Annotated in this window: 19 protein-coding genes and 1 pseudogene; 14 read left to right on the top strand and 6 right to left on the bottom strand. The window is 55.6% G+C overall.

From position 1 onward, the window contains the following. Window positions 1-555, top strand: a pseudogene (locus EOS_RS27975) (Na+/H+ antiporter); the annotation flags it as partial. Window positions 556-1,392: 837 nt separating this feature from the next. Continuing rightward, window positions 1,393-1,863, top strand: coding sequence for a ribonuclease (locus EOS_RS27970; protein WP_047895436.1), 471 nt, complete (start codon window positions 1,393-1,395; stop codon window positions 1,861-1,863). Between the two features lie 405 nt (window positions 1,864-2,268). Here EOS_RS27970 and EOS_RS27965 read toward each other — a convergent pair whose 3' ends face one another. Then, window positions 2,269-2,688, bottom strand: coding sequence for a hypothetical protein (locus EOS_RS27965; RefSeq protein WP_047895435.1), 420 nt, complete (start codon window positions 2,686-2,688; stop codon window positions 2,269-2,271). Window positions 2,689-2,946: 258 nt separating this feature from the next. Here EOS_RS27965 and EOS_RS27960 point away from each other — a divergent pair, with 258 nt between their 5' ends. The 4 genes from EOS_RS27960 (at window position 2,947) to EOS_RS27945 (ending at window position 7,667) form a co-directional block, all read left to right on the top strand. Then, entirely contained in the window at window positions 2,947-5,652 is a 2,706-nt protein-coding gene (locus tag EOS_RS27960) for a type VI secretion system Vgr family protein (protein WP_047895434.1), read from the top strand. Continuing rightward, complete coding sequence (locus tag EOS_RS27955; protein WP_235442993.1) at window positions 5,576-6,637, top strand: hypothetical protein; 1,062 nt, start codon at window positions 5,576-5,578, stop codon at window positions 6,635-6,637. The genes EOS_RS27960 and EOS_RS27955 overlap by 77 nt, the downstream gene beginning before the upstream one ends. After that, entirely contained in the window at window positions 6,612-7,199 is a 588-nt protein-coding gene (locus tag EOS_RS27950) for a hypothetical protein (RefSeq protein ID WP_047895433.1), read from the top strand. The genes EOS_RS27955 and EOS_RS27950 overlap by 26 nt, the downstream gene beginning before the upstream one ends. Window positions 7,200-7,364: 165 nt before the next feature. Further along, the gene (locus tag EOS_RS27945) at window positions 7,365-7,667 is read left to right on the top strand and encodes a PAAR domain-containing protein (protein ID WP_326972954.1); all 303 of its coding nucleotides are present in this window, start codon (window positions 7,365-7,367) and stop codon (window positions 7,665-7,667) included. A 275-nt stretch (window positions 7,668-7,942) separates the two neighbouring features. On the opposite strand, the gene EOS_RS27940 is transcribed toward EOS_RS27945, so the two are convergent. After that, window positions 7,943-8,725, bottom strand: coding sequence for an SDR family NAD(P)-dependent oxidoreductase (locus EOS_RS27940; RefSeq protein ID WP_047895431.1), 783 nt, complete (start codon window positions 8,723-8,725; stop codon window positions 7,943-7,945). Window positions 8,726-10,361: 1,636 nt separating this feature from the next. Here EOS_RS27940 and EOS_RS27925 point away from each other — a divergent pair. The 3 genes from EOS_RS27925 to EOS_RS27915 all read left to right on the top strand — a co-directional run bounded on the left by EOS_RS27925 (window position 10,362) and on the right by EOS_RS27915 (window position 14,101). Continuing rightward, complete coding sequence (locus tag EOS_RS27925; RefSeq protein ID WP_047895430.1) at window positions 10,362-11,339, top strand: hypothetical protein; 978 nt, start codon at window positions 10,362-10,364, stop codon at window positions 11,337-11,339. A 666-nt stretch (window positions 11,340-12,005) separates the two neighbouring features. Beyond that, on the top strand, window positions 12,006-13,310 hold the full coding sequence (locus EOS_RS27920; protein WP_047895429.1) for a hypothetical protein: 1,305 nt from the start codon (window positions 12,006-12,008) through the stop codon (window positions 13,308-13,310). Further along, the gene (locus EOS_RS27915) at window positions 13,307-14,101 is read left to right on the top strand and encodes a peptidoglycan recognition protein family protein (RefSeq protein ID WP_047895428.1); all 795 of its coding nucleotides are present in this window, start codon (window positions 13,307-13,309) and stop codon (window positions 14,099-14,101) included. The genes EOS_RS27920 and EOS_RS27915 overlap by 4 nt, the downstream gene beginning before the upstream one ends. Window positions 14,102-14,424: 323 nt before the next feature. Here EOS_RS27915 and EOS_RS27910 read toward each other — a convergent pair whose 3' ends face one another. Continuing rightward, the gene (locus tag EOS_RS27910; RefSeq protein ID WP_047895427.1) at window positions 14,425-14,727 is read right to left on the bottom strand and encodes a DUF4148 domain-containing protein; all 303 of its coding nucleotides are present in this window, start codon (window positions 14,725-14,727) and stop codon (window positions 14,425-14,427) included. Between the two features lie 627 nt (window positions 14,728-15,354). Here EOS_RS27910 and EOS_RS27905 point away from each other — a divergent pair. Both EOS_RS27905 and oxlT read left to right on the top strand, forming a co-directional pair. Beyond that, window positions 15,355-15,663, top strand: a complete 309-nt coding sequence (locus tag EOS_RS27905) for a DUF4148 domain-containing protein (RefSeq protein ID WP_047895426.1) — start codon at window positions 15,355-15,357, stop codon at window positions 15,661-15,663. A 337-nt stretch (window positions 15,664-16,000) separates the two neighbouring features. Next, window positions 16,001-17,326 (top strand): oxalate/formate MFS antiporter, encoded by a 1,326-nt coding sequence (oxlT, locus tag EOS_RS27900; RefSeq protein ID WP_047895425.1) that lies wholly within the window; start codon window positions 16,001-16,003, stop codon window positions 17,324-17,326. Between the two features lie 635 nt (window positions 17,327-17,961). Here the strand turns inward: oxlT and EOS_RS27890 are convergent. Beyond that, window positions 17,962-18,453, bottom strand: coding sequence for a dihydrofolate reductase (locus EOS_RS27890; RefSeq protein WP_047895423.1), 492 nt, complete (start codon window positions 18,451-18,453; stop codon window positions 17,962-17,964). A gap of 301 nt (window positions 18,454-18,754) precedes the next feature. On the opposite strand from EOS_RS27890, the gene argG reads away from it, so the two are divergent. From argG to EOS_RS27880, 3 genes are all read left to right on the top strand, one after another. Then, window positions 18,755-20,089, top strand: a complete 1,335-nt coding sequence (gene argG, locus EOS_RS27885; protein ID WP_047895422.1) for an argininosuccinate synthase — start codon at window positions 18,755-18,757, stop codon at window positions 20,087-20,089. 202 nt (window positions 20,090-20,291) lie between these two features. Continuing rightward, window positions 20,292-20,690: a GFA family protein gene (locus tag EOS_RS44950; RefSeq protein WP_075645407.1), complete on the top strand. Its 399-nt coding sequence runs from the start codon at window positions 20,292-20,294 to the stop codon at window positions 20,688-20,690. Window positions 20,691-20,926: 236 nt separating this feature from the next. Then, window positions 20,927-21,622, top strand: a complete 696-nt coding sequence (locus EOS_RS27880; RefSeq protein WP_047895421.1) for a CTP synthase C-terminal region-related (seleno)protein — start codon at window positions 20,927-20,929, stop codon at window positions 21,620-21,622. Between the two features lie 294 nt (window positions 21,623-21,916). Here EOS_RS27880 and EOS_RS27870 read toward each other — a convergent pair whose 3' ends face one another. Together EOS_RS27870 and EOS_RS27865 are read right to left on the bottom strand one after the other, a co-directional pair. Further along, window positions 21,917-23,470: a M56 family metallopeptidase gene (locus tag EOS_RS27870; protein ID WP_235442994.1), complete on the bottom strand. Its 1,554-nt coding sequence runs from the start codon at window positions 23,468-23,470 to the stop codon at window positions 21,917-21,919. Window positions 23,471-23,481: 11 nt separating this feature from the next. Continuing rightward, the gene (locus EOS_RS27865; RefSeq protein ID WP_047895418.1) at window positions 23,482-23,856 is read right to left on the bottom strand and encodes a BlaI/MecI/CopY family transcriptional regulator; all 375 of its coding nucleotides are present in this window, start codon (window positions 23,854-23,856) and stop codon (window positions 23,482-23,484) included. Window positions 23,857-24,056: the final 200 nt, after the last annotated feature.

Raw genomic sequence — 24,056 nt, 5'->3', positions numbered from 1 at the left:
GCCATCACGCTGGCGGGTGTGCTGTCGTTGCCCGAAGTACTGCCGAATGGGTTGGAGCTGCCTGGACGCGATCTCGCGGTCTTCATTGCATCGGCGACGATTCTGATGTCGTTGCTGATCGGAGTGATCGGCTTGCCGATGCTGCTGAACGGCCTGAAACGCCGCGGCGACCCGCACGCAGCCGAGGAACGGATTGCGCGCCGGCATGCGGCGCAGGCTGCAATCCGTGCCATCGATTCAACACAGGAAAATCTCAGCGAGCAGATGGACGAAGCGGCGTCGGCACGCTGCACGGATACGGCCGCGCGCGTGATGAGTTTGTATCGGCGGCGTCTTGAAGGACTCGGCGAAGAAGAGGAACCACGTCGAGCTGCGCGTCAGAGCGAGATGGTCGAGACGAAGCTGAGAATGGCAGCATTGAGAGCGGAGCGCTCGGAGCTGCTCAAGATGCGCACGCGGCAAGCAATCAACGATGAAACCCTGAACAAACTGATGCGCGAAATCGATTTGTCGGAGACGGCGATCGTGAACCGGAAGAAAGGTGCGAGCGCTTAAGCGAAGTGTGCTGTCCGGCACTACGCAGCGATTCTTTCGACGATTTCGCAACGTGTCCGTTTCAGCCTTCGATTCAAAACACGCGAACGAATCGAAAGGCTTAACTTTTAAGAGTTTTCGTATGCGCCGCCGATGTCCACCGTCGCATACTTCATCTCATGCGCAATCCATGAATGTGCACGATGTCGTTGTTACTCTCCGATCTTGTCCGTTCACCGCCTCTGGCTCTGAGCGGTTTTTTTTGAGGCGCGACTTACGAACAGGTGCGGCCCTCGATACATCAAGTGCACGCATCTTGCTCGATGCGTCATCCCCCGCTGAGACAAAAAGGATAACTTTGCAGTACGCGGCAATCATGTTCCTGCGCACGTCTCGTGACGCGATAAGGGGTGCGGCTCAGCAGCGAACACCAGCTTGCAAGCATATCTTTGCACTTTGTCCAAACGACCAGTATTTCTTTGCGCATCGCTCGCTTCGCCCAACCGGCTCGTGTGGCAGGCGCTTATCGTGGTTTGCGTCTTTGGTCTCGGCGGGGGACCTTACGGAGTGCGCTGGGAAGACGGCAGCCGGGTCGATTGCTGCTCTAGACGCGGCCGAGGGAGCAATGCATCTTACGAGGCTTCATCACATAAGTTTTTCCCACCAATCGACGATAAAACGATTCTCACCGCAATCTGCTTGATCCGCCTATTTCTCGAACGCCGAGAACCGCGCATCAGCCTGGTTGCCGAGTAAAAAATTCCTATGTCTGCCGAACATTGATTCGCTCTGCCGTTAGCGATACCCTCAAATCGTTCGTGATCGTCGAATGCTAGTCAACCCGGAGACGACCGTATCGTGAAGCGAGCGTGGGCTTTCTCCTGCATCCTCGCCTTGAGCGCTATCCTCGGCGGATGCGGCAAGGACGGATCGCGAAACGCTACTCAGGAACCGGGTGCATCCGCGAGTCAGGCACCGGTTCAGCTTGGGCTGGCCGCGAGCGACACACCCGCCGCATCGGGCACGCAGGAGCGGAGCGCGCCGGCCGCCGTCACTAAGGCGCAGTTGCCGGGGGAAGCAGCCGAAACACTGCGTCTGATCAAAGCGGGCGGCCCTTTCCCTTTTGGCGAGGACGGTGTCTTGTTCCGCAACAGCGCGGTATTGCTGCCGCAGCATCCGCGCGGCTATTACCACGCATACACAGTTCGCACGCCGGGCTCTGCGGATCGCGGGCAGCGCCGCATCGTATGTGGTGGACCGCGCAGGCAGACCGGCGACTGCTACTACACCGACGATTACTACGCCAGTTTCAAACGCATTGCACAATAACTTGAGCCAATTAAAAACGCCCCCGGCTTCCTATAAAGCAGACGCCGGGGCGTTGTGTTTTCAGAAGGCGTGCCGCGATGGCACGATCAGTGGCGTTTGCCCTAGCCGCAACCTGCCATCTGCTGCGATGGTGTCGTGAGCGACAGGTAAGAGGCTTCCGGCGGACCTATCACGGTTGGCCATCGAACGGCAGGAAATGCCGTTCGATGGCAGTCGACCCGCGCGAGCGAATGTCCGTTGGACCTTGAAAGCCGCCGTAGATGTCGCGCTCGGTCGACGGACCGCAATGGGTCGATTACGGAAATTCGACGCGGGGTTATGTTTAGCCAAATTCAGTGCGGCGCCGAATTGAGTGGTCAGGGCGCTAATGAACGGTTGGACACGACAGAAATGTCCATCGTCAGCTCACCACGGCGAACGCCTGCTGGTTCTCCCGAAACGTAACAATCGTGCCTGAGCTTCGCTGACCGCATGGACCGGGGCGGATGATAGCCGCCGCTCGTGCAGATCGAGAATCCGGGTGACAGGGCCGCATTCCGCCGGCTCAATGAACCAGATGTCGTTGTTCGAATTTCTGGCCGCGTTATCCAGAATTACTTCTACCTCAAGATAGAGTTCGCGATCAGCGGCTTCGAACCCCGCTTCCTGAAGATACCAGGCGAGATAAAGCGCTTTCGCGAGTTCGGCCAGCAGATTGCCATTACCCTTTCCCGCGCGAAATGCAGCCAATGCAACATGGTTGTGCAACACGAGTTCACGCACGTAGCTGGCTGTATGCGGCAACAGCATCGTTTTACTGAGAGGTTTCCTGCGTAACGGGCTCATCACCAGCGGTTTCTTGCGATTTTGCGATTTTGGGACATGAGCCGTGATAGCGGGGCACACCGATTATAAGTCGGGTATTTTAAACGGCGGTAAAGCAGAAAGAACGAATCGACGGCCGTTTAACGATATTTCAATTATGCAAAGTGCATGGAAAAAACGGTTTGCAATTCCTGACATTAAATGGTTGGTCGATTTGTCTGAAGTTTTGTAAAATCGCGCGAATGCGCAATCGCGTGATAAGAAAAAATAAGGGCCGGCATGGGTGCACAAGACATAATCGGGGCAATAACGGGTGGACTCATCCAGAGTGACCGCCTGCTAAAACTGGATAGTCCGCTGGGTAATAACGTCCTGCTGCCGCAGCGGGTTATTGGCCGGTCAAGGATTGGCCGCCATTACGAATTCACGGTGGATGTTGTTTCCACATCCGACGCCATTGAACTCAAGAAGCTCATTGCCCAGCCGGTCACGCTCTGGATCCAGCAGGGGGACGATTCCTATCTACCCCACCACGGGTATGTGCACACTGCCCGCCGTCTTGGTGCCAATGGAAGCCTGACAAGCTACCAGTTCGGCTTCGCGTCGTGGATGCACTTCCTGCGTTTTCGCAAGGACGCGCGAATCTGGCAGAACAAGTCCGCCGATACGATTCTGACCGACGTATTCGGTATGCATCCGCAGGCCCGGGGTGCTTTTAGGTTCGTGCTGAAAAACCCGTTGCCCCCGCGCTCGTTCTGCATGCAATACGAGGACGACTGGAATTTCGTTCATCGGCTGATGGAAAACGAGGGACTGTTCGGCTACTTCGAGCAGGCCGATGATGGCAAATCGCATACCCTCGTCATTACCGACGACCTTTATTCGGTGCCAGCCCTCGGGCAGACCATCCCGTTCTATCGTGCCGGCACGAATAGCGAAACCGACGCACTGGTGCAGTGGTCCGGCATGCGAACGCTGCAAAGCACAACGCTTGCTACCCGAACCTTTGACTATAAGTCGCCGGGTTCGCCCGCCAATCCCAAGGGCACAAACACCCCGACGCTTACCACACAGGGAAACCTGCCCCAGCAAGCCGAAGTATATGAATATACCGGCGCCTATACCTACGGCAAGCAGGATCGCGGTGATGCCCTCTCGAAAATCCGCATGGAAGAGTGGGAATCGCGGGCAAAGCGTTTTTACGGTTCAGGCGGTGTTCGGCAAGTGGATGCCGGTCGCTGGTTCGAACTGGACGATCATCCTGCCCACGCCACGGATAGCAAGCAGAACCGCCAGTTCGCGATAATCGAAGTAGCGTGGTTCATTGAGAACAACCTTCCGGTATCCAGTCAGACCGGCGATTTCCCGCATAGCCTGAAAGGCGAACTGGCAACGATCAAGGCGAATCATGCAGGCACGACCGGTGCATTGAAGGTCCCACATGCCGACGGCAGTGAAGGCTTCTTTCTCGTTGAAATCGAAGCGCAACGCAGGGTCGTGCCTTATCGTAGTCCATTTGAGCATCACAAGCCCGAGATGCACGTGCAGTCGGCCATCGTTGTTGGACCTGCCAACGAAGAGGTCTATACCGACGAGCTCAATCGCGTCAAGGTGCGTTTCCATTGGGACCGGCTCAACGATGGCGACGAGAATGCATCGTGCTGGGTGCGAGTCGCGATGTCAGATACGGGTGGTGGATATGGCGGCGTGCACGTCCCGAGAGTCGGAGAAGAGGTCCTGATTGACTGGGTAGACGGCGATTGCGATAGACCGATCGTCACGGCTCGCGTCTACAACGGCGCGACGAAACCTCACTGGCATTCCAACGGCCTGTTGTCGGGCTACAAGTCGAAGGAACATCAGGGCAGCGGCTACAACCAGATGGTGATGGATGATGCGACGGGCCAGAACCGCGTTCATCTATATTCAACGAGCACCAATGCCCAACTTCACCTGGGCTATCTGATCGAGCAGACCGGCAACACTCGCGGGTCATATCTCGGTAGCGGCTTTGACCTGAAGTCGGACGCTTACGGTGCAGTGCGTGCGGGCCAGGGTTTGTATGTCACTACCCACCCGGCGAGCAGCCAGCCGCTTGATGTCCGACAAGCGAGCTCGCAGCTGGTGAATTCGGAAAGCGTGCTGGAGGCGATGTCGGATGCCAGCACCACGCATCAGGCCGAAAGTCTCAAGGACGGTCACGACGCACTGAAGTCTTTCACCGATGCTACCCAGAACAATGTTTCGGGCTCGTCGTCGGGTGGCAAGACAGCGGGTGGCGGAACGGGCAACGCCAATGCGTTCAAGGAACCCGTCATGCTGTTCGGTAGTCCGTCCGGCATCGCCCTGTCGACGCAAAAATCCGTTCACATCGTGAGCGATGCACAGACCAACCTCGTGAGCGGACAGAGCACCCACATCGCAACCGGCAAATCACTGATTGCGAGCGTTGCGGAAAAACTCAGCCTGTTTGTGCAGAATGCCGGGATGAAATTGTTTGCGGCCAAGGGCAAGGTCGAGATTCAAGCGCACTCGGACAATATTGAACTGACCGCGCAGAAGACGATCACGCTGCTGTCGGCAACCGAAAGGATTGAGGCGGCAGCGAAGCAGGAAATCTTGCTGACTTCAGGCGGCGCATATATTCGCATCAAGGACGGCAACATCGAGATTCACGCACCGGGCAAGATTGATATCAAGGGTGCTCAACATTCGTTCAATGGACCAACAGCACAAGGCTACGCACTACCGGCACTGCCAAGTTCGGACGGCGGTGCGCGATACCACGAGCAATTCCGCTTGCTCGACGACGATGAAGTGACGCCGCTGGCTCATCACCGCTATGTGATTGAGAGTGAATCAGGAAAGACTTGGTCCGGCTTTAGCGATGCTGAAGGCCTAACTGAGCATGTCTACACTGATCAACCGGAAAGCCTCGCTCTCACGATTCATTATCAAGGGGACAATGATGACTCAGAAGCCTAAGCATCGCGTTCGCCATGTGAAGCATGCGTCCACGACGAACACCGCCCACAAATCGTTGGTCAAGGTCGTCGTCCAAAACGATATCGGCGAGTGGGTTCGGCCAGCCACTGGAGACAAGTTCTACATTGACGAGACTACAAAATTCCCTTCAATCGTGTTCGAAATCAAAACTGACATACCGCCCCCCTACCAGTGGAAATGGATCATCGTGTGGGAAGCACATGTAAGCGGCTTGCGTGAAAGCGCAAAGCGTGGGAGAAATTTAAAGACGTTCTCTGAAGCAGGAAGCTTTTCGAGTAACGACAAGTCCTGGCAGGCTGATTTGGGCGGGAAGAGTCTTGGTGGAAAACTATCGGTAGAGGTGATGGCGGGCGAAGGAAAATTCCGCCGTACCGTCTTCGTGCTCGGAAAGAATCCCGCGAAGGCGGACGTCGTTGCCTACCTAGCGACGCTTCCGAATTCGACCGGCTTCGACCAGGTGATTGACCAGGAAAGCCACTTCAAAAATTTCATCAACGCAGATAACGAACCTGTCGTAGCCGGGGACGCCGGATACGGTATGACCCAGATGACACACCCCTCACCTAGCTACGAGCAGGTGTGGAACTGGCAGAAAAACGTACAAGCAGGTATTACGCTATTCCAGGAGAAGCAAGCCGCTGCGAAGAAATATTTGGGTCAGCAAGGTCGTCATTATACCGACGAGCAATTGACCATGGAGACCATCACACGCTGGAACGGCGGTGCCTATCACAGTTGGAATCCTCAAACCAACACTTGGGAACGTACGCCGGAGATGCTCTGCGATCCGGCAACCGGTAACATCGGTTGGGACATGACAAAACCGATCAACACTGGTAAAACGGCGGACGATTTGCACCAGCGGGACAAGGGTACGTATGGTGCGATGAAGGCGGGTCAAAGCGACGATCACGCGTGGACATATTCTGGAGTTTGTTATGCGGACCATATGGTCAACCATTGAACGTGCTGTGCTCGTCTTAGCGCTGGGCGCGGTGACCACGCTAGCGACAGCGGGGGAGCAGACGCCGACGGCCGTCGAACTCTCGGGCAGCCGGCTGTTTCAGCAAAACGCACACCGCCTGTACGAGGCGAACGCGACACAACACGAGGTTCGGCTTTTACGGGTTTCAGCGGCGTTCAAGCATACGCTCGCAAGTGCCTCCAGCATCGTGTTTCCGGTCTCCCATTCCCAGGTGATTGACGGAAAGGAGTTTGTACTCGTGGTGGTAAATCAAGCATCGAGTTCGAACCCTACAGGCTTCTGCGGCGTAGGCGAAGAGGGGACACTATACGTACTGGAACTGCATGACTTAACAGCTGATCCCCGCTTCTCGTTACCCGTCCAGAGTTGCCTCAAAACGATCGATCTGAGCTCGGACGGTGTGAAATCCCCATACTCAGCCATTTCCTGGAGCGAATCGCCTGTTGGTCTGCGGGTGAGTTGGCAGCAGGACGCGAAAGGAAACGAGGCGACACACACTTTCCGTTACGAAAACGGAAAATTTGTGGAAGCGACGCCGTGAATCCGAGTGGAAAATGTCCAGTCATATCGCTGGCATTTGAGGGGTGAAATTGGGGTATCGAAAATAGCGGGTAGACAACGATCCCACGATCAGTAGAGCCTGAAGATATACGTCCGATGGTGACCTCGCTCTTGGATGATCTCCTGAAATCTCCGAAGCGTCGGTATGCGAGTAAAACCTGTGAAACGATATCTGATTTTGAACGGCGACAAGACGACAGCGAACGGCACCGTGCATGCTACGCCGGCCACTATTCAACTGAACGGACAGGACGTCGCACACGACGGTGACAACGTAACGTGTCCGGCCTGCAACTCGACAGGGAAAATCAAATGCGACGGACCACGTCAGATGATGACCGCACCGGATGGACAAGATGCCGCCCTCAGTGATGATCTGTGTATCTGCGGTTGCCATCCGCCGCCTAGGCTGATTGCGTCGCAAAACATGATGTCTACCGAAGCGTAGTGTTGGGAATTCAGCGGATTTGAAGGGGCCCGGCTGCGCCCGACATGAAGGATCAGTGACCAACTTGACGATCTACATTGGACATTGCTGAAACCCTTGTCAGATAGGTCCGCGTCCAGCGCGTCCAGGGAAATTCATCATCTTGCCGTGATAGTGGGATCATCCACGCATGAAACTGACGGGGCCAACCGGCAGTGAGCGGCCCAGCTTCGGACACTCATCCGCACGGTCCAATTTCTACAAGCAGCGACCAGTTTTTATGGTCGCTGCACATCTCACCGAACGTGCGGAATTGAGATCCCGCCATCGACCATCAAAGTCTGCCCAGTAACGAAACGGGCTTCGTCGGTCGAAAGCCAAACGGCGACATCGCCAGCGTCGGCCGGATCTCCAATGCGGCGTAGGGGCGTGAAGGACTCAATTAGATCCAAGTGTTCATCGCCACCGAGCCTCTCAAACATAGGCGTTCTGATAGCGCCGGGGTTGATATTGTTAATGCGAATATTGTGCGGACCATATTCGATCGCCACGGCACGAATCAGCGCATCAAGGCCGCCCTTGCTGGCGGAATAGACCGTAGATCCGACAGATGCACCCTTTGCCAGAAAGGAGGATGTATTGACGATCGAGCCGCCGTTGCCGAGGCTTAGCATCGCAGCAATCTCATACTTGATCGACAACCACGCCCCTTTGAGGTTGATAGCAATCACTTCATCAAAGTCGGCTTCCGCAAGTTCCGTAATCGGGGCGATAGTGCCCTCAATCCCGGCATTATTGAACGCCGCATCCAAACGTCCATAGCGTTCGACGGCCACGTCGACCAGCTCACGCACTTGTTGAGCTACTGCTACGTCCGTGGGAATAGGGCAACCCACACCCCCATTCGCCACAATGAGCCGGACAGTCTCGTTGATCTCTGAGCTACGCCGTCCAGCAACAACCACTTTTGCTCCCTCCCTGGAATAAGCCAAGGCGGCGGCACGGCCAATACCGGTTCCGCCACCGGTCACGAGTGCGACCCGACCTTCAAGACGGCGAGATTGAAACTCTTGGGGCATGTTTTATCTCTTTTATGGTGAGCAAAAAAATCGAAACGGGGATTACAGGATCGCCCTACGTTTTTCGCAGCGTTCTACCCAACGCTGCTCCGGTGCAGCCGATATTGGCGAAGGTATACTGCCACGGCTGAAGATCGATCGTAAAAACACATTCGGAGAATTCAATGTTCGTCTCAATGACGCGGTTGATACTGTAAGTCCGCAATGTTGCACTGCTGAAGTCGTTCTATCAGACGCACTTTGGTCTTCCCCTCACGGAAGAGATTCAAGACGAATGGGTTGTACTAAAGGCGGGGGAGATCGAGATTGCGCTGCACCGTGTCGGCGAGCCATACCGCGACCGACCACCAGCGCCCAATAACTGGAATTCCAAGATCGTTTTCTCGGTGCAATCGGACTTACCGGAATTGCGCGAGAAGCTTGTGAACGCCGGTGTCCCAATGCGCAATCTAAAGCGCTACGACGGCTTTGCTCAACTGATGTGTGACGGAGAGGAACTGGAAGGGAACGTATTCCAGCTTTCGCAAGCAGACTAGGTGAGGTTGCCTCGCCCGGTTGCAAACACCGAATGCGGCGACGTCTTGGACAATCTCGAAGCCAGTATTGATTAGGGTAGCGCACACACTCCTGCAGTTAATATGCAATCTTCCCGACAGCAAAGGAATTCATCTTGAATCTAGGAAAGCGCCTTATGCTCGGTTTTTCGGGAGTGGTTTTCCTGGGATTCGTGGCAATGCTAGCGCTGCATCGCAATGGGTCGATTGAAACGGAGACCTTGATTGACAGTTCGCCTCAGACTGTCTGGACGATTCTCACAGCAACCGACGATTACCCATTGTGGAATCCGGAGATTTCACGAGTACACGGCCAGCTTCGCAAGGGAAACATCATCGATGTTTGTTGAGGGATCGGGGCCGGACGCAATGGTCTTTCACCCAAAGATACTTGCTGTGCGACCTGATCGAGAACTGCGATGGAAAGGGTATGTATGGTTTCCCGGTATTTTTGACGGCGAGCACCGTTTCATTCTCGAAGCCGTGGGCAACAAGACGCGCTTTATCCAGGGTGAAACATTCACTGGGATTCTTGTTGGAAGCCTGACTCAGAGTGTCCTAAAGGGCACGGTTGATAGCATGCATGCGATGAATGATGCGTTGAAACAGCGAGCGGAGCTAGCGTCCGCTCGAAGGCCGAAATAGTCGGCTGGATAACCTAGTCAACTAACCGCTGACCGATACTGAATGGCTGCTAATGGAAACTGCAGCTGGCCGCCCCGGGTCCAGAGTGTGTCAAAACGCACGCCGCTTCGGCTCAGCGCAAAAGGTGGCTTGTCAGAACGCTCTATATCGGACTCGCGGCACCTTGGGAGGGGTAAAGCGACCTCGTAAAATCTAGTGATTTTGAGTTTTGACACGGCCTCGGTCGAACTGAGTCACTCGTCATCCAGCTGTGTTCGGCCAATTCCGGACCTTGATCCGGTGCAGTCAGATCCGCCACGATCTAGGCCCTGGATACGGCAGCCTTGGGAAGTTGCCTCAGTCATCGGTTTGGCTTGGACAATCGGACGCACATACCCCAGCGAAAATTACGCAATCCCGCTACGATTGCACGTCAAAAACAAAAACGGGGTGTGTACATGTCGCGTGGGATGTTTGAATTCATCAAGAATGAACCTTCATATAAGGACGCTGATAAAAAGTGGGAAGTCGAACTTTCGAAGTCAGATCGGTTCTGGTATGACCTAGTAATCGACCCGCCTGATGGCTTTGATGTAAAAAAGCAGATCTCCGATTATTTGAAGAACTTGCAGACCATATTGAAGTCGCAGATCGACAAGAGATTTGTGTATTTCCTTGGTGCACGGAAAAGAGTTAGATTTTCCATGAAACGGAAGCCCCGATATTCGTTTTTTGGCGATCAGTTGAGCTTTTATGTAACGATCGGTCGAAGCGATAAACCAGTAAAGGTCACAACAAGAATACGTGATTCTCAGAGCGGCAAGACGATCAAACCGCGTATCGAGGTTTCCGAACGACTGATAACGATCTTCGTTTCTGAGAACGGAAAAGTATCGATGCCTATACACGATTTTTTGCTTCAGTGCGGCATCGACCTAGGTATAGACACCGAGGTACATTACGTCGGCTCGACACAAAATCCAGCGACGAGACCATTAAATCGCATTCACCGCGGATTTTCAGACATGGTGTATCGAGTTCCCAATGAAGAGTACGACTATTTTGTTTACTACAATTTGTTTAAAGTAACATCCATAACTGAGAACAGCGATAGCCCGCTTCGCTACGTTGTCGCAAATTCTATGATCGACGAGATAGGTGTAAAGGAAGAAGGCAAGATTATCGAAAATGTTATAATAAAATATTTCGGAGCAAAATCTCAAGAGGAGAACAAGGAAACGGAAGAGGGGGAACTGAGAAACACGCTGCTACTTCTCGCCCATAAACACAAAATAAAATCCATTTCGGTTCTATTGGAAATGGAAGATCCGACAGAACATTTTCGATTTTTCTCTCGTTCAGTGCCACCGTCGGATCGACACAAGTTTGTATGTCGAATCCAAGATAACACGGTGGAACTAACAGCGGAGGATTGAACGTTATAGAGACAATGCCCGGAGATAGGCTACCGCGTAATCTGGCTTCAGAGGTTCTGGGGCGATCCAGAGACGATCTCCGACAATCGATGCCGTGGGATAACCGCGGTTGCCGACATGTTCGAGTAGGCTGAACGTCCGCTTCGCGTCGAGCTGAACGGCTGTAGTGGGTCGCGTTCTGCCGATCGCGGACGGGCAGGGGGCGGCGGCGCGAACCGTCATCTGGACATTCGGCCGGCGGCTTCACCCAGACAACGGACCGTCGGGCTTCCGCGACGGTTGTCGCCTCGTGGGCGGCCTTTGCGGACAATCGTGGCCGCAATGCGATGGCGATGAATTTCTGCTTCCGAGTGGTTCAGCGTTGGGCGGGAGCTGGCCATCTATAAACGCTTGCCGGCGCTTTGTGCGGACCTTTGGATCCCCGCCTCGCCCTGCAGACCGTCGATCGTGTCTGATCAACGATCACAAAACCGATCTGACGATTTATTTGAATCTAACTTGCGGGGCCGGCGCAAACATGACCGCGAGTACAGCCTAGTTGCCGATTAACGTCGGCTACCGAACATTCGCCGTAAGAAAAAGCGCCCCATGACCATTCAATCGCATATAAACAAATGCGGCGTGTAACACGTTGCCGTTGGTTCAATCAAGGAATCTGGAGGCTTTATGCTTTCCCAACGGCCAGCGCACGGGCCCGACGAGGCCGTCTCGTCTGATGAATGTACTGTCAACGACAAGCGCTTCGTCGGACGAGTGTTCCTTCTACGCGATCTCCACGCTTTCCTGCTTTATAACGGCGTGTCAATCAATGGAGCGGGCGACGACGCAACGTCGCAAATCAGCGAACTGTGTCACTTAAGATACCGCCGCTGGGGGGCAAGGTCGCCGACTCACGAGCAAAGAGCGTCACTGGATCGTAGTATTGAAAACCTATTTGCGTTAACGAGTGGACCGTTGCGTCAAAGGTTCCTGCTAAGTCAAGTTCCGACATGGGTGCCAGAGTCCGCTCCCTATTGGTTGGCTGCGACCTTAGCCAGTGTCCTTTTACTCGCCATCGCGGAATCGCCAGAAACACTGGCCATTATCTTGGGTTTTTCTCATATAACGAGCGATGGTTCGAAGTACACGGTCGGTATTCAGTTAGTAGCTTACTTATTTTGGTTGGTTTCGGTTGGCGCTTTAGGAGCGATTTGTTCCATCGCAATGAACGTTCTTTCGGTTCAGGAAGATGAGACATTCGATCTGACCAACAGTCGGCTACTTGCTGTGAGACTGATCGTTGGTGTTCTGTTCGGACTGATGCTTTCGTTGCCATTCGGCTTCGATGCCTTTCGAAGCTTTGGCCGCCAATTAGTAGGGCTAGATACAACTATAACTATATCTGCCGCATCACTCACGCCCATGCCCGGTAAAGGGCCGTGGCTGCAGGCGCTTTTCTTGCTCCTACCCTTTTTGCTCGGATATAGCACGTCGCTCGTAATATTAGTGTTAACCCGGCTGATTGCCGGGTTACAGGCAGTGTTCGGGCGACAACCGGCTTCGCGAATTCCAGACCCGCCCGCCGCGCCCACCTTCGCATTTCCCGGCACCAGCCCAACGCCGACGCTCTTTGCCGTTACGCCCACCACTTCAGCCGAAGGGGAGCTTGTACTTGCGGCGAGCGGTTCGAATTTCGTGAACGGGGCAGCCTTGCGGATGGGCGCGCAAGAACTGCGGACAACGGTGATGGATAACAGCAATCTAACTGCGATCGTCCCGGCCGGGGTACTTCCGCAGGGCACTTCAGCAACCCTGACCGTATGCAACCCTCCGCCCGGAGGTGGAATTTCAAACGCGAAAGTAGTAAGCGTCGACGAGCTTGCTACCGCCGCTGGAAACGACGAATCGGACCTTGATGGATGCGGCTGTATTGTGACTTCGCCCACGCGGGATGAGGAACTTCCGGTAGCGAAAGGAGGCATCGAGCAATGAGCTATTCCCTGACGTGGTTGTCGTCGGTACTTTTAGATGCCGGACTTAAGGTCGCCGAAGTACCGGGATGGGAAAAACGCGGGCGCGGAGATGTCGGGGACATCGTGGGTGTGATTTGCCACCATACTGCTGGTCCACGTGCCGGCAATATGCCTTCGTTGGGCACCCTGCTTCAGGGGCGTCCCGATCTATCTCCGCCGCTGGCGCAATTGGGACTGGGACGCGACGGTACGTTCTACGTTGTCGCGGCCGGTAGATGCAACCATGCGGGCGCCGGTGTCTGGCAGGGCAGCCGACTGGGCAACTCGAATTTCATCGGCATTGAGGCGGAAAACACTGGCTTGCCTGACGACTCGCCTTGGCCAGAAGTCCAGGTGGAGTGCTATCAAAGGGGTGTTGCGGCCATCCTTCGTCATATTGGCCGGTCCGAAATGTACTGCGCTGGACATAAGGAATACGCACTGCCACCGGGCCGAAAAAAAGATCCGGATTTGGACATGCATGCATTTCGCGGCGCAGTCGCACAGCTTCTTTCGAGCGCAGCAGACACTGCAGCGCTCATTCCAAAAATCGAGCCAGCACGAGACGATGGTGGAACCGTAAGGCCCACGTTACGAAGGCTAGACCGCAACGACTATGTGGACGTCATCCAGGAAAAATTGGGTTTGCCAAAAACAGGTTTCTTCGATGAAAAGACGGAGGCTGCAGTCAGAGCCTTCCAGCGCGAGCGAAATGTGGTTGCGGACGGTATCGTTGGTCCAAAGACGTGGAAGCTTTTGGACGCAAATTGATGGGCGCCAATCACGTTGATTATCAGTGATCTTCTGCTTGCAGAGAGGCTTTCAGGACATTAATTGAAATTCGTTCTGTCGCGTGGAAAGGCTTCGCGCGGCTAACTACAGCCGTTTTTACTGTGCATGTGCCGCGGGCGGACCGTAGCAATATCCGCGTCAACGGCATTTCAACGTCCGCAAGCCGTCATTCGAATAATAGGCTGCCGTCCGTCCCCAACGGGTCGATTATTGCCGAGCTGCGGATATGTCCGAGAAACGTATTTACTGCTCGCCCGAAGCGTGGGCGCTCATGCCATGGGGCCAGTACTTGCTCAACCGGGCTATGTTTGCGGGCACTCGGTCTCGTACCAGACATCGACCTGACGCTGCGCGGCCTCAAGATCGGCTGGATAGTAAGGATCAAAAAACCAGCCCGGATGGTAGCCCGCTTTTTCCAAGGCCGCCAGTTCACTCATATTGCGCTCGTGGGTAACGGGTGCCTTGCTCCTGATCTCGGTCAGGTCGCGGCATTCCGTGGCACTAAGGTGTGTCCCCGTGCCTGCCCGCATGCCCCCCGTGGCACATGCAGCGAGCAGGAGCACTACCGCGGGAAGCGTCGGCCAGGCCTTGTTTGCGTTCGTCATTTTGCATTTCCCTCCAATGAAGCAACGCTTACCACGCATGGCTTATTCCCGGCCGCAGGCCGGGTGTCGAGCCGAGGCGCTTCCCACCCCTCGGCCTTCGCCAGCCTGTGATTGCCGGCAAAGGTCGACAACCGGCCGATTCTGGGACCTTCAAAGTTGCGTCCGGACGCAACAAAGCCGACTTGAGGTCGGCTCTGTTGTAAAGCATATGGTTGCACTTTGTGGGTAAAGCATATCCCTGCACTTGCTGCAAAAATATGCCTCCTGTTTCATCGCCTTCGCGAATCCACTATCCAGCTGCCTTCTAACCGTCCACGACGGCGCAGTCGTGCCACGACGCCAACGCCTCATCAAAACACGCGCAATCGCGAAACAAGCTTACATCTTCGGCAAAACGAGGCTCGCCGCAGCCGTGGGTCGAACAGGCTGACGGCCGGAACTTTACAAGGCCGTTATCTTCCAGCGCAGCGGGTGCAAGATAACAATCTTGTCACCCAAGCGTCAGCTTCGGGTCAACGCCGGTTGCGCAGAATGACCTCAGCTCATCGTCTCCCTGGAGGCCTTAGGGCACGGGCTTCATTCAGCCAGAGTGAAGTGGAAGTTCACTTACTTACAAGGCGACTCATCATGAAAACATTGATCTACGCGGTGCTGGCCGTTGCGCTGGCTGCTCCCGTCGCGTCGTTCGCGCAAGATGCGAACGCTCCTGTCACGCACGCTCAGGTTGTAGCTGATCTGGTCCAGTTGGAAAACGTGGGTTACCGGCCGGCTGCGGACGACATCCACTATCCCGCAGGGATTCAGGCGGCAGAAGCGCGAGTGCATCCGAGCGTCAACGACACTAACTCCTACGGCGGTGTGGCTGAGAGCGGGACATCGGTATCGGGTCCGCAAAGCAGCGTCATCCCCGGCCATTCGATTTACTACGGCCATTGACCCGGACTGCGATGTTCGGACGATAGCCCCCCGCGCCGGCGTTATCTACCGTCCGGGCGGCGTCTTCGAGTATGGCTGGATCGGCCGTGTTCTTGCGATGCGATGGTCCCGACGTCGCGTCGTTAGCCGTCCACGCGCGCCGCTCGCATCTTAGGCCTTGGGCTTCGGGCAGGAGCAATGCATCGCGAAACCCGATCCCCTGAAGGCTCGCGTATAAGCGCTCCTAAGAAAGAGCGCTCGCAGCCGTTCAGCGCGCCTGAGGTGTGGCCCCGTATGCATGACCCTGCCGGACGTTTTTACTAGGCAAGCCAACAAGTAAAAGACGGAGACAAAACCCGTGGCACAGACTGACACATTCTTCAGCGGCTATACGGCAAGGCGGCATAACCGCTGGGTTCAACTAGCGGCCGGCATCGTCTGCATGGGCCTGATCGCCAACCTTCAATACGCATGGACCCTCTTTGTCGTCCCGATGGACGCCAAACATCACTGGGGGCAAGCCGCCATCCAGTTGGCCTTTTCGATTTTCATCATCACCGAGACCTGGCTGGTGCCCGTCGAAGGCTGGCTGGTCGACAAATTCGGTCCTCGTCCGGTGGTAATCGGCGGCTCGGCCTGCGCAGCGTTGGGCTGGATCCTCGATGCCTACGCGCCCAATCTGCCGGTGCTTTACGTCGCAGCAGTGATTGCCGGTATCGGAGCAGGATGCGTGTACGGCACCTGTGTGGGAACGGCGCTCAAATGGTTTCCCGACAAACGCGGACTGGCCGCCGGCCTGACTGCGGCGGGTTTCGGCGCGGGCGCCGCGCTCACGGTGATCCCGATTTCCAACATGATCCAGAGATCCGGGTACCAGCATGCGTTTGTATTTTTCGGTCTGTTCCAGGGCGCCTGCATCCTGCTGCTCGCGACTTTGCTGGTACGGCCGAAACCACCGGCACATGCGGCCGGAGCGAAGCGGATCGTCGCGACCAAGACCGATTACACAACGAAGCAGATGGTCCGCACGCCACTTTTCTGGGTGATGTACGCCATGTTCGTGTGCGTCGCGGCCGGCGGCATCATTGCCACGGCGCAGATCGGTCCAATCGCGAAGGAGTATGGCTTTGCCGCAATGCCGGTCGGTGTGCTGAGCGTGACGTTGCCGCTGCTCACAATGACGCTGTCGATCAACAACATGTGCAATGGCTTCACGCGCCCGCTATGCGGTTTCATCTCCGACCGGATCGGCCGCGAAAACACTATGTTCATGACGTTTCTGGGCGAAGGCCTGGCACTGTTGGGGTTGATGCACTTCGGTCATAACCGCTACCTGTTCATGATGTTTTCCGGGCTTGTGTTCATGTGCTACGGCGATATCTTCTCGAACTTTCCGGCGACCTGTGCTGATACATTCGGCGGCAAGTATGCGGCGGGCAACGCAGGTACGCTTTATACCGCCAAAGGGACCGCCGCCATGATGGTGCCGGTAGCTTCGCTGCTGTCCGCGCACGGCGGATGGAACACGGTTTTCGTGTTCGTCGCGTGCACTTCGATGATGGCTGGCGTAGCGGCAAAGTTAATCCTGGCGCCGATGCGACGCCGCTGGATTCTCAACTCCGCCAGGCAAAGCGTGATCCCGGACTCCGGCAGTCAATCGTCGCCTGTCGCCTCGCATGATTGAGCGCCGCGCAATGAGGACCGGTTTGGACTTGGTAAGCCCGGAACGCGATAGCTGACAAGACGCAAAAACATTCTGGGCACTCATGCCAGCACTAAACGGGACAAGAAAGCATCGCGCCTTTGAAGCCGGCGCCCCGGACCTTGCGCGTCACCAAATCCCGTCGCCTCCGCAAGCTTGCTTGCGATCGCGTACCCGACAGCATGCTCGGCCGTGTTACCCGAGCGTAATAATCCCTCCGCATTCCGATAGAGCGTATTCACGGATGACGGTAAATAGCTGCCATCCTTCGGCAATTCCGCGGTCGCTTTCGCGGTCAGTGCGCTCGCCTGGGCAGCGTTGCCGCCACTAGCTGCACTGGCGGTCGCTCGGATAGCTTGCTGCGTTTCCGAGGGGGCCGCGATCTGCTTGTCCTGCGGCAGCTGCTGCCCGTTTTGAGCCAATGCCCCGAGAGATACGGTGTTCTGAGCGTTGGCTGACTCGGAGTTAATGAAATCGATGCCTCTCGCGTGCGAAACGTTCGACGTACTTCATGTATTGAACCGGTTCAAGTCGAAGGTTGGTGACTAAAAGTGTACGAAGCATTGACCACTATACGGACGTTCGATTTACGGCTTGAATTGCTGACAATAAACTCTCTAGTCAAGGACGCGGTTGTAGGTCATGAGCGTATAAGCAGTCGGAGCGGCAACGTGTGATTTCTGCACGCAAGCAAAGTCGGCGGGCAAATCTGGGAACGTTGTGTCGCCCACGGGTTCCAGATCGATTTCAGTAAGGTAAATGGTGTCTGCGTACTGTAGAAATTGACGGTAAATCTGTTCACCGCCGGCGATGAACACTTCGTCGCGTAAATCATTTGAGATGATTTCGATTGCTTCTTGTATTGACCTACACGTCAATACGCCTTCAATGGAAACCGTTCGGGAACCAATAACAAGCACGTCTCTATCTGGCAGTGGACGCCCTATCGAATCGAAGGTACGGCGGCCCATTACCACCAGATTCCCCTCGGTCAACTGACGAAAGCGCCGCTGCTCGCCTGGCACCCTCCACGGGATGTCGTTAGCCGCTCCGATTACCCGGTTTCGAGCCATTGCGGCAATCATAGAAATACGCTTCCCGTTTAACATTTTCTTCCTCCGGGCTCAGTGAGTTAATTTTTGAACTCAAGATCATACATTCGCTCGTTAGCGCTTAGTGGCCGACGAAGGAAGTGGAAGCACGCTCTGGTTTGGACAACGGCGACTGCCGTTAGGCAAATGTTGGCCACAAACGGTCATTCGACAGAGACGTCCAAATCGTTGAAAATCGTTGCTTAAATTTCCAACTTCCGGGTCGGAACTATCGAGCCACTCCATGGCGCCATCGACTCGGAGGCGCAGCCCCACCTCTGTTAGCTCATACGTCACCCCTTAACCAGACGATTCCTACATGACCACCATTCTCGAAAGCCTTCCCGTCCAGCAGCGCGTCGGAATCGCGTTCTCCGGCGGCCTCGATACCAGCGCCGCGCTGCATTGGATGCGCCTCAAAGGTGCCGTACCGTTCGCGTACACCGCCAACCTGGGCCAGCCCGACGAGGATGATTACGATGAGATTCCCCGTCGAGCGATACAGTACGGCGCAGAAGGCGCGCGGTTGATTGACTGCCGGGCGCAGCTCGTCGCCGAGGGCATTGCGGCTTTGCAGTCTGGCGCGTTCCATATTTCAACCGCCGGCCTGACCTATTTCAATACGACGCCGATTGGCCGCGCCGTGACGGGAACCATGCTCGTCGCCGCGATGAAGCAGGATAGCGTCAATATCTGGGGCGACGGCAGCACGTATAAAGGCAACGACATCGAGCGGTTTTATCGTTATGGCCTCTTGGTGAACCCGGACCTCAAGATCTATAAGCCGTGGCTCGATCAGGCGTTCATCGACGAACTGGGTGGGCGCACCGAGATGTCCGAATTCATGCGCAAGTCCGGATTCGACTACAAGATGTCGGCGGAGAAAGCATACTCGACCGACTCCAATCTGCTGGGTGCGACGCACGAAGCCAAGGACCTCGAAAGCCTCGAAAGTGGCATGCAGATCGTCAACCCGATTATGGGCGTGGCGTTCTGGCGCGACGAAGTGCAGATCGCCAGGGAACAGGTCACAGTCCGTTTCGAAGAGGGCAGGCCGACCGCACTGAACGGCGTGGAGTTCCCGGATGCGGTCGAGCTGATGCTGGAGGCAAACCGTATCGGCGGGCGCCACGGACTCGGAATGAGCGATCAGATCGAGAACCGGATCATCGAGGCGAAGAGTCGTGGGATCTATGAGGCGCCGGGGCTTGCGCTGCTGCACATTGCGTACGAGCGGCTCGTGACGGGCATCCACAACGAGGATACGATCGAACAGTACCGTGAAAGCGGCCGCCGTCTGGGACGCTTGCTGTACCAGGGTCGCTGGTTCGATCCGCAGGCAATCATGCTTCGCGAAACCGCCCAGCGTTGGGTGGCCCGCGCAATCACCGGAGAGGTGATCATCGAACTTCGGCGCGGGAATGACTATTCGATCATGAGCACGAAGTCGCCGAACCTGACCTATCAGCCGGAACGGCTGTCGATGGAAAAAGTCGCGTCGACGTTCTCGCCACGCGACCGGATCGGGCAGTTGACCATGCGCAACCTGGACATCAACGATACGCGCGAAAAGCTCCGTGTCTACACCCAGGTCGGCCTGCTGACACCCGGCGAAACCTCAGCTCTGCCGCAGTTGAAAGACGACACCGAGTAGGACTCGGGACACGGATAGGAGCGCACGTTACGCAGATGTTCGACCGACGCCTTGATCCAGCTCAAGTGATCGCCATCGGGCACGTGCCGGCCGCGAAGGAACACTCGGGTGCTCAACCCAGATCTGCGACAATCCATACCGGGCCCCCGCTGAGCAAACCCGTTCCGCTATGAAGCTGTAATGTTGACTTGGACAGACGACAATGAAGGGAAGCTGCTTGTGTGGAGCAATTAGCTATGAAGCAGTGGCGCTTTCCTCGCCAATCTCACACTGCCATTGCCGAACATGCCAAAAGGCCCACGCGAGCGCGTACGCGACTACAGCGCGAGTTTTGCGGGAACACTTTCATTGGACGTCAGGTGAAAGTCTGTTGCGGAGCTTCGAGTCTTCTCCCGGCAAGCTACGCCATTTTTGTTCCGTCTGTGGCACCCATCTCATCGCTGAGCGTCCTGAACAAGCTCACCTCATTCTCCGAGTCCCTACCCTTGACGAGAATCCTGGAGCAACGCCCACCGTGCACATTTGGACTTCGCACGACCAATCGTGGACGTCTGAAAACGACGCAATACCGAGATACTCCGAATGGTCAGCGGTAAGGTGAACGAGGGTAATCAGCCATGACCTGCCGTTCGACACTATCCGCCAGATCAGTGACAATCGTGGCCATCTTGATCAGGCAACGGCACTGACGTCTCTGACATTGATGTGGTTCGCCGCCCCGTTATCGGGGAGGCTGTTTGCGCCCAGATGCGGTCACGGAAAACGCATAATATCCGCAGATATTTTGCCCCAGTGTCCCGGCAGACGCTGTTGGACGCTACAAGGAGAGTAAAGGCAATGCGAAAGAAAGTCATGGTCGGTCTCGTTGGCGACTATAACCAGTCGGTGCCAGCGCACCGGGCTATTCCGCTTGCATTGAAGCGAGCGGCAGATGCGAAGCAAGTCGAAGTCGAATTTGAATGGGTTCCCACTGGGGACATCATTTCAGTTTCGCGAATTTCTGCGTTCGATGGAATTTGGTGCGTCCCCGCGAGTCCGTACCACAGCATGGAAGGCGCGTTGCTCGCCATTCGCCACGCACGCGAAGCAGCAATTCCATTCCTTGGGACGTGCGGAGGGTTTCAGCATGCCGTCATCGAGTACGCCCGGAACGTACTTGGCTGGGCTGACGCGGAGCATGCTGAAACAGCACCGGGCGCTGCCCGCGCAGTCATTTCACCGCTTGAGTGCGCTCTGGTTGAAACCGTAGACCTAGTCCGACTGCTTCCTGGGACTCACATCGCGGCTGCCTATGGAGTCAGCGAAACAACGGAGGGCTATCGTTGCCGCTACGGACTTAACCCTGAGTTCAGAACATCGCTTGTTTCGGGCCCGCTACGCGTCGCCGCAGATGATGAAACAGGCGATGTACGAGCCGTCGAAATGGATGGGCATCCGTTCTTCGTGGCAACGCTGTTTCAACCCGAGCGTGCGGCTCTCAGAGAAGAGTCCGCACTGCTCGTTAATGCGTTTGTGGAGGCGTGCGGAGCGTGAGGGTCAGCCTGTCGCTTCGGTGGGCTACCTCGCGTCACTGTAGTTCCAAGGTTGAGTGAAAGTCCCCTTTCGAGAAATCCATCCGACCGCTTCGGGTCGACTTGCGCCGACCGTGTCAGGCGCATGCCGACCACCAAGCGGACGTTCGACACGAATGAACGAACCGTGGGCAATATGGAACATACGGTCGACGACGGCATACTCGTAGCGGAAGTTTCGTTATTCCTTGACCGTAAGCGCTGCCATCTATTCGACGAAAAGGGTCGCACTGAATTGCAGGCCTTTCGTATCGCCTTAAGGACCTGAAGTCACCAATGCTCCGTCTATGATCCCGTTGCTAAGTAAGGCTAACCGCCAGATCGTGAATCCATGTTCAAAGCGAGCCTGATAGACGTCCCAGCCTTTTCCGCCGACACCTATAAACGTCAGAGTTTGCAGTGTGCCTAGTCGATTTAGCGATTCTCTCAAGCGAGGAAGCTGCTCACGCGTCGCATTCGCCAGTGCCGGGCTCAGTTCCGCATAGTTGGGGTTCCCGGCGACAAGCCCTCCAATCAAGCTCCTAAGGGCCGCTTCGCTGCCCGGCGTAGCCGTCTGAGTTTTGATCTTGTCAGCGACAAAGGCTTCGATCTGCTGTGCGCTCGCCAGATCGATAGGTTGCATTTCGAGCGTGTTTCCAAATTGATGTAGAACCGCCCTCGTTACATGACCTTGCTGGTCAATATCGAAGCTGATCGTGCCCTTGACGGATGGAGCGTAGATCTGTGTCGCACTTTCCGGAAAATTCTCGATCGTTCTTTCACCGGTGAACGTGGTCAAGATACGGTCGCCATCCCGCGTAACCCTCAGCACCGAGAATTCGTTTGCCTTATAGGTTCCAACGAAGCGATCAACGATGTCGGGGGCGAGATGGATGTATTGGTGGTCGTCCGATGGCTGGGTCATGTCAGGTGGACTCACTTGCGCTGCAAAAACTACGAGCGCGGTTGAACTGCATACAAGAAATGCTGCGGTTATCAATCTGGGCTTAACAGCTTTGTGAGTCATGATGCGCAGCCGTCTTTCCAGGAATGATCGCGATTCCGACATACCTGCGACAGATCCGATATAACGCGACTGGCGCTCGCCGACGGCGATGAGAGTCTCACCATAGGTCGTGAAATCTTGCCCTCCCTTCAGTACTCGCGCGTCGCAGTCAATCTCGATGGCACATCGAAGTCGTCTTAACTGCCACCAGATCGGGAAATTCCACGGCATAAGCACAATCAGGCACAAGCAAATTGCCAGTAGCTGCGGGTCGCCTGCCGCAATGTGTGACTTTTCATGTGAGATAACCGCTGACTGCTGGGCGAGGGACGAGTGTGTCAGCCACGTTGGAACAACGATGCGCGGTCGGATAAGGCCGACGACTGCCGGTCCAACGTTTTCAGAAATATAAACCGCCGTTCCCGCGACCGTACCTTTCTCCCATTTTCTTTTTCTGGAATGCAGGTGCAACGCGCTTACAAAAAGGAGAAACGACAAAGCAAGCGATGCGACACACCATCCGCGCTTGAGTACTGCATCCATTGTTTCCAGCCTGGACGGAGCAATCGTGACGTCGATCCAGGTGAGTGGCGACAAATGTGCGGACGTAACCTGCCTGAGAGCGACTACCTTCTGCGAAACCGTAGGGCTAAAGACTTGGGGTACTTTGATTGATATCGACGACATGGCAGTCGGGATCAACAACGAAGTAGTGATTGCAATCAACCAATACCACCGGCTTGCAGCCCTACGTCGGCGGGCTAAGTGCTCGGCGCAAAGAGCGGCTATAGCAAGAACCAATGACACTAAGATCGCATACGCCATCCATGTCAGCATCAAGAGTTCTCCTCGTCGGAGTGTTTATCCAGCAACTCTCGCATGCGACGAATCTGGTCCGGCTTCAAGTTCCTTTCGGAGACCAGTTGTGCGAATAAAAGCTCAGTCGATCCCTTGAAAAGCTTGCTTGTCAAATGGCGCAGCGCGCTCTTCCGAGCAGCCTGCTGCTTCACTGTAGAGAAGTACCGATGACCACGGCCTTCCTCGGTATGCGAAACGTAACCTTTGGTTTCAAGCGTGCGAAGAATCGTGAGCACGGTCGTGTAGGCAAGCTCATCGTGGAGAGCAACACGGACGTCTGCGACTATCGAAGGTCCCAGCTCCCACAATATCTGCATGACGTCGGCCTCGCGGTCAGTAAGGATGATCTCCAAAAGTGCCTCCGTCTACTAAAGGTTTAGTAGATGCTAGCACGCTATTTTTGTATGTCAACTATAAATGTAGTTGAAATGCCTCAGCGAATGCCCTGAAGTCATTCGACCTAGCGCAACGGGATAATTTTTGGCGACGCGTTGATCCGGTCCGTACACTATGTCGAGGTCCGCTATCGAGAAAGTCGAACGACCGCAGTGGG

Source organism: Caballeronia mineralivorans PML1(12) (genome assembly GCF_001028175.1).
Taxonomy (GTDB): Bacteria; Pseudomonadota; Gammaproteobacteria; order Burkholderiales; family Burkholderiaceae; genus Caballeronia; species Caballeronia mineralivorans.
This window is presented reverse-complemented; position numbering and strand designations above follow the sequence as displayed.